Origin of the sequence: Aquabacter sp. L1I39 (genome assembly GCF_017742835.1) — a bacterium.
Classification (GTDB): Bacteria; Pseudomonadota; Alphaproteobacteria; order Rhizobiales; family Xanthobacteraceae; genus L1I39.
Genome location: NZ_CP072392.1, coordinates 188,426 through 201,458, shown reverse-complemented (window position 1 = coordinate 201,458; position 13,033 = coordinate 188,426). Strand labels below are relative to the sequence as shown.

14 protein-coding genes are annotated in these 13,033 nt (G+C 64.2%); 1 reads left to right on the top strand and 13 read right to left on the bottom strand.

Annotation, left to right across the window (positions count from 1 at the left end; translation table 11 throughout):
- Window positions 1-376 precede the first annotated feature (376 nt).
- From J5J86_RS00915 to J5J86_RS00860, 12 genes are all read right to left on the bottom strand, one after another.
- On the bottom strand, window positions 377-1,618 hold the full coding sequence (locus J5J86_RS00915) for an SLC13 family permease (protein ID WP_209103044.1): 1,242 nt from the start codon (window positions 1,616-1,618) through the stop codon (window positions 377-379).
- Between the two features lie 120 nt (window positions 1,619-1,738).
- Window positions 1,739-2,980 carry an ammonium transporter gene (locus J5J86_RS00910; RefSeq protein WP_209103043.1) on the bottom strand — a complete coding sequence of 414 codons (1,242 nt, stop codon included), beginning with the start codon at window positions 2,978-2,980 and terminating at the stop codon, window positions 1,739-1,741.
- Window positions 2,981-3,103: 123 nt separating this feature from the next.
- Window positions 3,104-4,117, bottom strand: a complete 1,014-nt coding sequence (gene yut / locus J5J86_RS00905; protein WP_209103042.1) for an urea transporter — start codon at window positions 4,115-4,117, stop codon at window positions 3,104-3,106.
- Between the two features lie 15 nt (window positions 4,118-4,132).
- Window positions 4,133-5,068 (bottom strand): urease accessory protein UreD, encoded by a 936-nt coding sequence (locus J5J86_RS00900; RefSeq protein WP_209103041.1) that lies wholly within the window; start codon window positions 5,066-5,068, stop codon window positions 4,133-4,135.
- A 4-nt stretch (window positions 5,069-5,072) separates the two neighbouring features.
- Entirely contained in the window at window positions 5,073-5,720 is a 648-nt protein-coding gene (ureG, locus tag J5J86_RS00895) for an urease accessory protein UreG (RefSeq protein ID WP_209103040.1), read from the bottom strand.
- Between the two features lie 27 nt (window positions 5,721-5,747).
- A complete protein-coding gene (locus J5J86_RS00890; protein WP_209105159.1) occupies window positions 5,748-6,428 on the bottom strand; it encodes an urease accessory protein UreF in 681 nt (226 codons plus the stop codon).
- 38 nt (window positions 6,429-6,466) lie between these two features.
- Window positions 6,467-7,150 (bottom strand): urease accessory protein UreE, encoded by a 684-nt coding sequence (gene ureE / locus J5J86_RS00885; protein ID WP_209103039.1) that lies wholly within the window; start codon window positions 7,148-7,150, stop codon window positions 6,467-6,469.
- A gap of 22 nt (window positions 7,151-7,172) precedes the next feature.
- Window positions 7,173-7,559, bottom strand: coding sequence for a CrcB family protein (locus J5J86_RS00880; protein WP_209103038.1), 387 nt, complete (start codon window positions 7,557-7,559; stop codon window positions 7,173-7,175).
- Window positions 7,560-7,569: 10 nt separating this feature from the next.
- Entirely contained in the window at window positions 7,570-7,953 is a 384-nt protein-coding gene (locus J5J86_RS00875; protein ID WP_209103037.1) for a fluoride efflux transporter FluC, read from the bottom strand.
- A gap of 56 nt (window positions 7,954-8,009) precedes the next feature.
- On the bottom strand, window positions 8,010-9,728 hold the full coding sequence (locus J5J86_RS00870; RefSeq protein ID WP_209103036.1) for an urease subunit alpha: 1,719 nt from the start codon (window positions 9,726-9,728) through the stop codon (window positions 8,010-8,012).
- Between the two features lie 33 nt (window positions 9,729-9,761).
- On the bottom strand, window positions 9,762-10,172 hold the full coding sequence (locus tag J5J86_RS00865) for an urease subunit beta (protein ID WP_209103035.1): 411 nt from the start codon (window positions 10,170-10,172) through the stop codon (window positions 9,762-9,764).
- A 21-nt stretch (window positions 10,173-10,193) separates the two neighbouring features.
- Window positions 10,194-10,496, bottom strand: coding sequence for an urease subunit gamma (locus J5J86_RS00860; protein WP_209103034.1), 303 nt, complete (start codon window positions 10,494-10,496; stop codon window positions 10,194-10,196).
- Window positions 10,497-11,153: 657 nt separating this feature from the next.
- On the opposite strand from J5J86_RS00860, the gene J5J86_RS00855 reads away from it, so the two are divergent.
- Window positions 11,154-12,035, top strand: a complete 882-nt coding sequence (locus J5J86_RS00855) for a LysR family transcriptional regulator (protein ID WP_209103033.1) — start codon at window positions 11,154-11,156, stop codon at window positions 12,033-12,035.
- A gap of 174 nt (window positions 12,036-12,209) precedes the next feature.
- Here the strand turns inward: J5J86_RS00855 and J5J86_RS00850 are convergent, their stop codons facing one another.
- Window positions 12,210-12,815, bottom strand: coding sequence for a TetR/AcrR family transcriptional regulator (locus J5J86_RS00850; RefSeq protein WP_247657850.1), 606 nt, complete (start codon window positions 12,813-12,815; stop codon window positions 12,210-12,212).
- Between the last annotated feature and the right edge of the window lie 218 nt (window positions 12,816-13,033).

The window sequence follows — 13,033 nt, the reverse complement described above, 5'->3', positions numbered from 1 at the left end:
ACAAAACCCCCGATGCTCGAAAGAGCACCGGGGGTTTTTCGTGTCCGACACACAGAACTCGCGCGCGAGAAGGGGGCCGATCCGCCTCCCCTCTGCTTCTCCCCCAGCCCCGCACCCGCCCAAAAAGCGTCCTGCGGGCTCCAGAGGAAAAGGCCACGGCCGAACCAGCACGAACAGGAGACAAAAGCCGGGCAGCACTTGGTTTCCGGCGCCTCTCCGCCTCGCGTTGCTCTCCTCGATCCTCAGGCGCAGGCCCGGTCCTTAGAGCATGCGCCGATCAGATGGCATCGCCATCTGATCGCATCACGCATTCTCTATCAATGGGTTAGAGGGCGATTCACCCATCAGATTGATTCAATCTGATGGGGATCGCGCTCTAGCCCAGATGGTGGATCCAAGCTGCGGCCATCAGCAGGCAGAGGAGGGAGGCCGGAACGCCGGCGCGCGCGAACTCCGCGAAGGAGAGCGCGATGCCCCGCTTGCGGCATTCCTCGGCCACGATGATGCCGACCAGGCTGCCGAAGATCACTGCGCTGGAAGAAAAGCCCGTGCCGAGCGCAATGGCCGCACCGAGCGCCTCCGGATGGGAAGTGCCGCCGATGAACGGTGCCGCGAGCATCACCGCCGGATTGTTGCCTACGATGTTGCTGAGCACCGCCATGGCGATGAGCATGGACTGTGGGTCGTGTAGGTCGACCCCAATGCTGCGCAGGCCGGCGAGGACCTGCTCGGGCAGCCCAGTGGCCGTGAGCGCGGCATTAACCACGAACAGGCCGAACAGCAGCACCAATAGGTCGCCGTCCACGTGATGCAGGAGGCTTTTCGACTCCATCCGCCGGCTGACCAGGAGAACGCTCGCGCCCGCCAGCGCGATCAGCATGTGCGGCACGTCGGTGAAGATGAAGGCCGAGACCACGGCCACTGCCACCAGCCCCGCTTTCAGCGCCTCGACGCGATCAAGGGGAGCAGGGATGAAGGCGGCCTGCGGAACCGCTGGGGGCTGCGCCGTGTCTGTCAGTGCCCATCGGCCTCGATAGCATAGCGCGATCACGCTCCACACCACCGGCAGGCTGAGCACGGCTGGCGGGGCCGCGGCCGCCATGAAGCCCAGGAAGGAGAGCTGCAGCGTCTCCGCGACGATCATGTTCTGCGGGCTGCCGAGGAGGGTTGCCGCCGAGGCGAAATTGGCGGCGAAGCACAGGCCGAGCAGGAAGGGTAGCGGGTTGAGCCGGCGCGCGATGCATATGGCGCAGAAGATGGGCGTCATCGCCACCGCGACGACATCCTTGTTCAAGAGCGCGGCCATCACACCGGACACAGCGATCAGGATGGCCAGAAGCCCCTTGGGTCCGACATTCAGTCCGCCGATTTTTCCGGCGACGAAGTCATAGAAGCCGGCCACTGCGAAGGCTGCGGAAACCGTCATGAGGCCGAACAGCAAGCCGATGACGCGATAATCCACCGCGTCCCAGGCCGCGGCCGGCGAAATCTGGCCGGCTGCGATGAGCACCATCGCCCCTACCGTGGCGGCGCCCGTCCGGTCCAGCCGGAAACCCGGCAGATGGCCGACGCCCATGGCCACATAGACCAGGATGAAGATGGCGAGCGTCACGTCCATGGGGCCCCTCCTGCAACGCGTCGCAGCCGGAAGGGGGGCAGGCGTGGTGAGGACATCCGCGCCCAGGCCTTCGGCCAATGGGGAGAGGTCCGCGCGGCCATCGCACGGCCCCGCCGGACATCACTTGGGATTGCCGCGATCCATGTTCCAGAAATTGATGGCCCGCTCGCCGTAGAGCGGGGTGTCGAGGCCTTCCACCTGGATCGTTTCGGACACCCGCAGGATGCCGAGCCCGTCGAGGATCTTCAGCAGGACGAAGGTGACGAGACTGGCATAGGCGGCGACGAGAACCACGGCCAGAACCTGCACGCCCAGCTGGTGAAGACCAGCCGACACCTGGTTGATGTGAGAACTGGCCAGCACGCCGATGAGCAGCGCTCCGGTCAGGCCGCCGACGCCATGCGCCCGCCAGACCTCAAGGGAATCGTCGATCTTGAGCCAAGCCTGGACATGCTTGGCATGGTAGCACACCGTCGCGCCCACGGCCCCGATCAGAAGGGCGGACATGGGTTCCACATAGCCCGAGGCCGGGGTGATGGTGGCAAGGCCGGCCACCGCGCCCACCAGGACCCCCGAGAAGGAAGGACGCCCGTTCTCGCGCCATTCCCAGAACATCCAAACGAGCATGGCGATGGAGCCCGCCAGCATGGTGTTGGTGAAGGCATAGGCAGCCAGCGCATCCGCCGCATAGGCGCCGCCCGCATTGAAGCCGAACCAGCCGAACCACAGAAGGCCGGCGCCCAGCGCCACCAAAGGCAGGCTGGCGGGCTCCGACTCGCTCTCGCCCGGCGCGAGCTTGCGCTTGCCGAGATAGGCCGCCGTCACCAGGGCGGAGAAGCCGGCGGCGGTGTGGATGACGATGCCGCCGGCAAAGTCCACGACGCCCAGCTTGGCGAGGAAGCCGCCGCCCCAGATCCAATGGGCAGCTGGCAGATAGACCAGGATGGTCCACAGCGCGATGAAGAAGAGATAGGCCCCGAAGCGGAAACGCCCGACAAAGGCACCGGTCATCAAGGCCGGTGTGATGATGGCGAACATCATCTGGTAGGCGAAGACCATGATGAACGGGATGTTCGGCCCATAGGCGGGGTTGGGCTGAATGCCCACATGGTACATGCCGAAATAGGGCGCGATATTGCCGATGACGCCACCCATGTCCGGGCCGAACGCCAGGCTGAAGCCGCCGAACACCCAGATCAGGCCGACAACGCCCATACAGACGAAGTTCTGGATCATGATCGAGATCATGTCCCGCTGCTTGACGAGGCCGCCATAGAACAGCGCCAGAGCCGGGGTCATCATGCACACCAGGGCGGTACACAGGAGGATGAAGGCGGTATCGCCTGCATTGATGGCTTGCATCTCATTTCGCCTTTCGTGGCTGCGTCTATGAACTCTGGGGGATCGCTTCGTGCTGCCTGCCCCATGGGCGCCGGCGGGGGCAGGGCCATGCCGCCTCGGTGCGCCGCGAAGGCATGCCGAGGGTCAGGCCGCCGTGCGAGTCGGGGCCGATGTGGGATGGTCGTGTCCGATCATGTGGCCCTCCACCGGCTGGTGGGGGTGGGGCGCCATGAGCTTCTTCGGCGCGATGAACAGATACATGGTCAGGACATAGGGCGCGGTGAACGAGGGAATGCCGGAGGGGGCGACGATCACGTCCAGGGCGCCCTGCACGAAGACGGTGGTGATGGTGGCCAGCAGTGCATAGAGCGTCACCCTTGGCGACGGCTTCAGGAAGATGACGCCCACCGCCAGCGCCGTGAGCACGGGGCTGAAGCCATAGAGACCCTGGCTGACCACAGCTGGATCCGCCCCCATGCCGATGGCGACCGCCATGGCGACCAGAGAGCCGGCGGCGGCGGCGATGCCGGCGGGAACGGAGGCGATGAAGATCCCGAGCAGGATGATGGCGCCGGAAATCTCGTTTCCCAGCAGATAGACCTGGCCGATATTGCAAAAGAAGATCTGAACCAGTTCCATCGGCTGGGGCAGGAAGACGACGCCCTGCACATAGTCGGTGGCCAGCTTCGGCGCGTCGCCGGTGACATGAAGGCCGCCGAAGGAATAGGCCCCGGCGACCATCAGCCAGCCGGTCAGCACGAAGGGGCCGGTGGAGCCGGGAATGCCCCACTTGGCGGTGAGTGTCGCGCTGCAGGCGGCGGTGATGACGGTGCTCGCCGCGGCGCCCACGATCACATAGGCCCAAAGCTGCGGAGCGGCGGCAATGAAGGTCGGCAGCGCCGCGCCCACCAGGACGCCGTTGAAGCCGAACAGGCCGGCGGCCACCGATGGCTCGTCGCAATCCAGCAGCCGAGCCGTCAGGGTGGCGACACAAACACCGAGCGCCGCTCCGATGGTGGTGGTCCAGTTGCCGGACGCATAGGAGGCATAGGCCATCGCGACGAAGAACAGGGCCCCCGTGATCGGGTTCTCCATGAAGAAGACCTGGCTCGTTCCCTTCAGGGCTTCGATCAGGAAGTTGTTTTTATGTGCGGCCATGGCTGCGGTCCTTGGTCAACGCCAGAGGAAGTCCTGCGGCAGGGTCTGGCCGCGGGCTTCCTCGCGGACGATCTGCCAGAAGCGGCGCACCTCGCGGCGCACGTCGTAGGTCTCCATGCCCACCGCGCGCAGCATCAGGCCGGCGTCATTCGGCAGGCGGGACACGCCGGAAATGGCGCGGGGCGCCTCGGCCGGGAAATGGGTGCCGAACCGCCCCTTGATGCGGGCAGCGATGGGGGGCGGAGTGAGGCAGAGGATGTTCGCGAAGGCGTCGTAGCCGCGCATGACCGCCGGCAGGTCCACCGACCCATCGCCCTTCTCGATCAGGATCTTTTCCGCGAACAGCTTGCGCCCGCCCGGCCGGCGCACCGCGACGGCCACCGAGAGCAGGTCGAGGCCGAACCGCTCGCTCTCGTGATGATGCTTGCGCCCGGCCAGAACCATCTCGCCATAAAGGAGCGTGGCGTCCTCAGCGATGACGATGTCGGTCTGGTTGATGAAGCGGGAATCCCGGTAGGGGATGGTGAAGTCGGGCAGATATTCCAGATAGGCGCCGGCTTCGAGCGTGAGGGTCTGGTGCTGGGAGGCATAATTGGCATCCATCAGGTGGATGCGGTTGGCGCTCTGGGTGGTCACATGGGCGCATGCCTCTTCGCCCACGCAGATGTCGATCTTGTAGCGGTCGCCCTGCAGGATGCCGCCGCCCACCGAGATGATGGAGCAGATGGGCAGGTCCGGCATGGCCTCGTCCCAGTAGAGTGCCCGCTGCACCAGCAGGGGCGCCACCCGGTAGAGGTCATGCAGGACGGACCGGCCGCCGCGCATGCCAAAGCCAAGGCGCAGCTCGCCGACCTTGCCCGGCGCAGCCGCGCGCATCTGCGCCGGCTCGTCCTGGAAGTCCCGGACTTCGCGCGCCGCATCAAGGAGGCCGAGTTGCGCGTGGAGCGCCATGGCGTCAGGCCACCGCGCTCGTCGCAGGCGTGGTCTTCACGTCGAACAACGCCATGTCGAGGATAAGGCGGATGAGGTCGTCAATGCCCTCGCCCGTCTTGCAATTGGTGAAGAGGAACGGCTTCTTGCCGCGCATCAGCCTCGAGTCGCGGTCCATCACCTCAAGGCTCGCGCCCACATAGGGGGCGAGGTCCTTCTTGTTGATGACGAGGATGTCCGACTGGCAGACGCCCGCCCCGTTCTTGCGCGGGATCTTGTCGCCCGCCGCCACGTCGATCACATAGATGTAGAAGTCCGCCAAAGCGGGGCTGAAGGTCAAGGTCAGGTTGTCGCCGCCGGACTCGATCAGGATCACGTCGCTGTCGGGGTATTTCTCTTCCAGCTCCTCCACCGCGGCGATGTTCATGGAGGGGTCTTCGCGCACGGCCGTGTGGGGGCAGGCGCCGGTCTCGACGCCCACGATCTTCTCTTCCACCAGGATGCCGTTGAGGGTGCGGCGGACCTGCTTGGCATCCTCCGTGGTCACCACGTCATTGGTGATGATGAGCGGCTTGATGCCGAGGTCGATCAGCCGTGGCGTGATGGTTTCGATGACGGCGGTCTTGCCCGATCCGACGGGACCACCAATGCCGATGCGGGTGATTTTCTTCATGGATTGCCTCCCTCGCCCGTGCCGCGCTCAGTTCATGAACAGGCGGACATGGGTGGTGGTGTGATGGGCGACGAGGACGTCGAAGACGGGGGCGAAGGACGCCATCTCATCGAGCGAGAGGTCGCGCACCGCCTGGTAGTCGCCATCGACCCGGCTTTGTGCGGTGAAGAGGATGCGCTGGGTGTCCAGATGGTCGATGCGCATCAGGCGCAGCGCCGCGCTCAGGATCATGGAGGCGACGCCATATTGGTGCATGACGAAGGCCTCCGCCTCGTCCACCTCCATGTGAGCGAGGGCGATGGCCTGGCCGACCGGCAGGCAGCCCGGCGTGGCGCCGGCCCTGATGTCCTCCAGCCACCGCGCCAGAAGCGGCGAAGGCATGATCTTCAGCACCAGCTCGGCGAGCTTCTTGCCGACGCGGGTCAGCATCATCTGCTGCTCTTCGCCCACGCGGCGGCAGAACAGCTCGCTGTCGGCCACGAGAATGGCCTCATAGTCGCCCGCCCGCGCGGCGCGGTGGGCATGGAGGAGCGCGATGCCGTCCATCCGCGCCGTCTGCCGCAGGATCAGGTCCACATAGGCAAGCAGGCTCTCCGGATCGGTGACCACGCCCGTCTGCAGCGCGGATTCCAAGCCGTTGGAGAAGGCGAAGGAACCGATCGGCAGCGTGGAATCCGAGAATTGCAGCAGGCGCGCCAGATGCACCATGCCGGAGGGGCTCGTGCCCCCCGTCCTGCCGGCCTCCGTCATGGCTTCACCACCGCGTTGGCGTGGTCGTGCGGGTGGCTGTGGTCGTGGTGATGATCGTGAGGGTGGTCATGCGCGTGGGAATGACCGTGGCCGTCGGTATGGGCATGATCATGTCCATGCGCCCCATTTCCGTGATGATGATGCGGCGTGGCGTCGGCCCCGGCGAAGAGCAGGCGCACCTCGCGGGCATCGAGCTTGGCGGCGATCTCCTCGCCGGGTGCAAAGCGCGTCTTCACATGCTCGAACGCATGGGTGCGCATGACCGAGGCCATGACCTTCTGGTCCACGGACAGCGGCACATAGACGGTTGAACCCTTGATGACCGCCGGCCAATGCTGGTTGCCGAGCCCATGGCCGAGCTCGAAGCAGGTGCGCACGATTTCCGCCGGCGAGAGCTTCTCGATGCCTTCCAGCTCGATAACGAGCACATCCTTCAAGGCCACACGGGCGACGACGATAACCCCTGCGGCTTCGTCGAAATGCAGCACGTCGCCGTCATGCAGGTGCTGGGAGCGCGGCAGCGAGATGGCCAGCTCGATGCCGCCCTCACTCTCCTTGCGCAGCCGGTTCTTGGGCGCTTCCCACTGCTCCAGGGTGAGCGGATCCACCTTTGCGTTTCGCGACCGCTCCTGCCAGAGCGGATCGCGAAGATTGCCGAGCGTCGTCTCGACCAGGATCATGTGAGTCTCCCAGGCGCTTGTCTCAAGTGCCACGCACTTTCGTTGCCAGAGTTAGGCCAGTCAAAGTCGCGCAATAGCCGACCACAAGGCTGAAGAGGATGTATAGGACGGACAGAGCCACGTGACTCGGCGTGTTCAGTTCAGAATAGGCTCCGAAAATGAACGTCGAAAAGGTCGACATCCCGCCGCAAAAGCCTGTGGAAATCAGAAGCGTGACATGCTCGGACACGCGTCCCTTCTGGTGCAGGCCCGAGATCAGGCCAAGCAGAAGACACGCGAGACTATTCGCCGCGAAGATGTCCACGGGAAATGCCGTGCTGTAGCGCCCCACAAGCAGGATGGCGCCCTCGCGGGCGATGGCGCCGAGGCCGCCCCCGACGAAGACGATGATGACGGGCAGTGGCGACATGGCCAGCCTCCTATGCCCGCGCCAGGGCAACGCCGGCGGCAGCGGCCAGGAGGCCTCCCCCCACGGACGTCGCCAGATAGGCGAGGGCCAGTCTCCGTCGGCGCGCCCCAGCCATCTGCACAGCATCCAGCTGCATAGTGCTGAAGGTGGTGTATCCGCCGAGCACGCCGGTCAGGACCTTGGACGACATGACGCCGCCAAAACGATGCTCCCAGCCCAGCGCCAGCGACGCGGACAGGTAGGCGATCACGAAGGCGCCCGAGACATTCACCAGGAAGGTGCCGACCTTGAAGGACGTGCGGAAGCGCTGCTCCACCAGCCGTCCCACCTGCCAGCGCAGCAGGGAGCCGATGCCGCCTCCGAGCCCAACCCACAGGATGTCGATCGCGTGCATGGGACAATGCCACCCTGTTGATGGGGAGGGCGCGCCCTCCCCACTGCGTTGCCGGCTCAGCTGAAGAAATAGAGCTGGCCGAGCGGAAGGCGCGTGGCCGGCTCGATGGTGGCGTGCGTGCCATCCACCGTGACGGCGAAGGTTTCCGGGTTCACCTCGATGACGGGCATGGCGGTATTGCGCACCATGGAGGTCTTGGTGATGGTGCGCGTGCCATAGACCGGCACCACCTGCGACTTCAGCTCGTAGCGCTCCACGATGCCCGCCTCGCAGGCGGCGTGGGAGGTGAAGGTCACGCGGGTCTTGGGCAAAGCCGATCCCATGGCGCCGAACATGGGCCGGTAGATCACCGGCTGGGGCGTGGGCAGGGAGGCGTTGGGATCGCCCATCAGCGCCCAGGAGATCATGCCGCCCTTGATGACCATCTTCGGCTTGGCTCCGAAGAAAGCAGGCTCCCACAGGACGAGGTCGGCCATCTTGCCCACCTCGACCGAGCCGATCACATGGGCCACGCCCTGCGCGATGGCGGGGTTGATGGTGACTTTCGCCACGAACCGCAGCACGCGCTCATTGTCATTGCCCGAGCGATCGCCCGCATAGGCGCCACGCCGCTGCTTCATCAGGTCGGCGGTCTGGATGGTGCGGGTCCAGTTCTCGCCGATGCGCCCCATGGCCTGGCTGTCGCTGGACAGGATGGAGATGGCGCCGAGATCGTGCAGCACGTTCTCCGCCGCGATAGTCTCCGCGCGCACGCGGCTCTCGGCGAAGGCGACATCGGTGGGGATCTTCGGGCTGAGATTGTGACAGATCATCGTCATGTCGAACAATTCGGCCTGGGAGTTGATCCCATAGGGCAAGGTCGGATTGGTGGAGCTGGGAATGACGTTGTACAGCCCCGCCACCCGGATGATGTCCGGCGCATGCCCGCCGCCGGCGCCCTCGGTGTGGTAGGTGTGGATCGTGCGTCCCTCGAAGGCGGCGATCGTGTTTTCCACGAAGCCCGCCTCGTTCAGCGTGTCGGTGTGGATGCACACCTGCACGTCGAAATTATCGGCCACCGTCAGGGCGTTGCGGATGGCGGCCGGGGTGCTGCCCCAATCCTCGTGGATCTTCAGCCCCATGGCGCCGGCGCGGATCTGCTCCTCGATGGGCACCGGCGCCGAGCCATTGCCCTTGCCGAGCACGCCAGCATTGACGGGCCAGGCATCGAAGGAGCGGAGCATCATTTCGATGTTCCAGGTGCCCGGCGTGATGGTGGTGCCGTTGGTGCCGTCGCTCGGTCCGATGCCGCCGCCAAAGACGGTGGTGACGCCGTTGGAGAGCGCGGCCTGCGCCTGCTGGGGCGAGATATAGTGAACGTGAGCGTCGATGCCGCCCGCCGTCAAGATGAGATGCTCACCGGAAATGGCATCCGTTCCGGGCCCGAGTGCCAGGCCCGGCGTGACGCCGGACATGGTGGAGGGATTTCCGGCCTTGCCGATGGCGCAGACCAGGCCGTTCTTGATGCCCACATCCGCCTTGATGACACCCTGGACCGCGTCGAGGATGGTGACATTGGTGATGACGAGATCGGGCGCGCCCGCTGCGCTGGTGAGCTCGTTATCATAGCCCATGCCGTCGCGCAGCGTCTTGCCGCCACCATAGACGGCCTCTTCGCCGTAGACGCGCAAGTCCTTCTCGATCTCGATATAAAGATCGGTATCTCCGAGCCGGATCTTGTCGCCCGTCGTGGGTCCAAAAAGGTCGGAATATTGTTGTCTCGAGATCTTTGGCATCTCAGAGCTCCGCAGCCTGAATAAAGGTGGCCATCACGACTTGCTTTTGAACCCGTAGCGCTTGGCGCGCTCCAGTGCATCGGTCAGGCGCGGACGGTAATCGTCATAGTTCTCGTCGCCGACCCAGCCATTGACGAGGCCATTGAAGCCAAGAACGCGCTGCTTTCCTTGATAGGGCACGAGAACCACTTCTTTCTCGTCGCCGGGCTCGAAGCGCAGAGCGGTGGTCGCGGGAATGTTCAGCCGCTTGCCGAATGCCTGCTCCCGGTCGAATGCCAGGGCGGCATTCACCTCAAAGAAGTGGAAATGGGAACCGACCTGGATGGGCCGGTCTCCGGTATTGCGCACTTTCAGTGTTGTCGTGGGATAGCCGGCATTGAATTCAATGTCGCCCTTGCCAAGGACAAGTCCTCCCACAGGAGTTTTCTTGCTTTGATCGCTCATCTGACGACGCCCCTCATCCGGTTACTTGATGGGATCGTGTACGGTGACGAGCCGGCTTCCGTCGGTGAACACCGCCTCCACCTGCACGTAGGGAATCATCTCGGCGACGCCGTCCATAACGTCGTCGCGCGTGATCGCCTTGCTGGCCAATTCCATAACCTCTTCAACGGTCTTGCCCGCGCGGGCGCCGTCAAGCGCAGCGACGGAGATGAGGGAAACCGTCTCGGGATGGTTGAGCTTCAGCCCCTGATCCTTACGCCTCTGAGCCACTTGGGCGAGCGTGTAGATGAGGAGCTTGTCGATTTCTCGGGGCGTGAAATGCATGGGAGAATCCTCGACGCGCGCGAACCTTCGGCAATGCTGCGCGGGCGCTGCCGGCTCGATCTGCGAGATCGCCTTATTGGTAACAGAAAGCCCCAATGCCACGCCAGCTAAAACAGCCTCGAAGTGAGTAATTATTGGGAATCTGAATAAATAATCGGAACCTTAAGCGGTGCAATAACCGCATCGAATAAATGAAGTTTATTTATTATGTTTGATTTGTAGTTTCGTTTGTCGTGAACATATGCGTTAATATTAGGAGGTATCATGGTCGCGTCTTATGTCGACGCGCGGAAAATTTGCGCCTGTGCCGACCTTCCGCTACGTTCCAGCTCGCGGTAGACGGCGTTACAAAGAGGCGGCCAGTTATCGATGCGCGCATTCCCGGGGGTGTGCCGTCGAGCCCTGTGGCAAGTCCGGTTTTGTTTTCGCCAGTCTTCCAACTGATTCAAATTAATGATCGAAGGTCGGGCGCGATGATTGTGCTCTAAGTCAAAGTATTGTTTGCACGGTGAATGAGGTGTTATGATTTGGGCTCCATTTGTAGCGCGCTATATTAATCGGATTTCCAGATATATCCCCTGAAATCAATCGCATGCCTGGATGTGCCCGTCACTCGCGGGCATAAGGGCAAGAGCAACAGCAGGCTGGGCAGCAATCATGCGGGATCAGGGCAATCTCATCGATACGGATGAGTTGCGGGCATTTGACGCCGTGGCGACGAAACGAAGCTTCAGTCTCGCGGCCGTGGAGGTGGGCGCTTCCCAATCAACAGTAAGCCAGCGGATTGCGCGCCTGGAAAAACGCCTCAACCGGCGGCTGGTGTTTCGCACCACGCGCAAGGTCAGCCTGACACCGGATGGGGAGGCGATGTTGATCTATGCGCGGTCTATCCTGGCGCTGTCCAATGAGGCGCGAAGCCTGCTGGCGCGGCCGGGAATTAAGGGGATTCTCCGGGTCGGCATAGAAGACGAGTTCGCCAGGACGCGCCTGCCGGAAGTGCTGGGCATTTTCCGCACGCAATTCCCCGACTTCGGCCTGAAGTTCATCACCGGCCGCAACGAGCATCTCCATGACGTGCTGCGGTCCCACGAAGTGGACGTCATCCTGGGCAAGAGCCACGGGGGCGCGGAAGGGGCGACGCTGTGGCAGGAGCAATTGGTCTGGCTGGGGCACAGGACATTGCAGCTGAAGCCGTCCGACCCTGTTCCTCTGGTCTCCTATATCAAGCCAAGCCTGACCCGCGCCTTGGCCGAGGAGGCGCTCACATCGAGCGGGCGGGCGTGGACCGATATGGGGGAATGCAGCAACCTTTTGGGCATACTGGCTGCCGCGCGCTGCGGCCTCGGCGTGATGGCCATCGGCCAGAGCTTCAAGAAGACCGTTCTCGAAGAAATCCCTCCGGAGGCTGGCCTGCCGCCGCTCGGCAAGCTCACCTACATGGTGGAGTGCAACACGCCGGAACCCGACCCGGACACGGCCGCGGGCGCTTTCCGCGCCATTCTCAGTGAGGCGGCCAAGCGTTCAACGGCCGCTCTTTGAACGACGGACGGTACGGGTGGCGGTGCCGGGCGGCCGAAGGCGGCCGCCGCCGCGCCGAACACCCATGACGCCATCCTTGCCAGGACAGCAGAGCAGGGCGTCGTCGCCGCCGCGACGCCCTGCTCCAGGTTCAAGCGCTGCTTCTCGTTCGGTCACTGGCGCGCCAGGCATGCATTACCTGCTGCGGCGTCCCGCTGTGGATGCGCTTGCCGCCATGCCGGAGAGTGCAAGGTCCCAGGCTTGCGCGAAATACCGCTCTTGCTCTGCCGGGTCGGAAAACTGCGCGTCCCCCAGCATCGAGCGGATCATGGGCTTGATGGAGGTGGCGTAGAGAAGCTGGTCGGCCAGGAAGAGGGCGTCTCCATCGGCCAAATGCCCTTCCCTCTGGGCCGCGCGCACCAGGTCGGCAAAGCGGATCATCAGCGGATCGTCCGCCATGGCGGGCGCCCGAACGCCCCCGGCGGGAACCGCCTCGGCCAGTGCCACGCGGTTCAGCGCCATCAGCTCGGGCCGCAGATTGATCGCAAGCAATTGGCGGGCATAGGCGCGCAGACGCTCCAGCGGCGGCCCCTCCGTCGCCATGGCCGAGTCGATCTCCTCCACCACGCGCGCGCGCAGCTGCTCCATCAGCGCGGTGAACAGCGCCGCTTTGGACGGATAGCGGCGATAAAGCGTGTCCTTGCCGGCCCCGCAGGTGGCAGCCACCTGCTCCATGGTGGTGGCGGCAAATCCCTGCTCGGAAAAGAGGCGCGCGGACGTGTCGAGAATGAACTGTCCCAATTCCTCGGCGGCCTGCTTGGTCGGCCGCCCGCCTCTGGGTCGCACCCGGGCGGCGGACGATGACGCTGTGGGAGAAGCGGGGGCTGGGGGTGTTCTGGATACCGAAGTCTGGACCCGACCGCTCTTCATCACTCCTGCCCCCGGCTACTGCCTGCACCGTGCAACTATTTAGAAGAAATACAATCTAATGCAAGAACCAAACGCCATCGTTCCGTTGC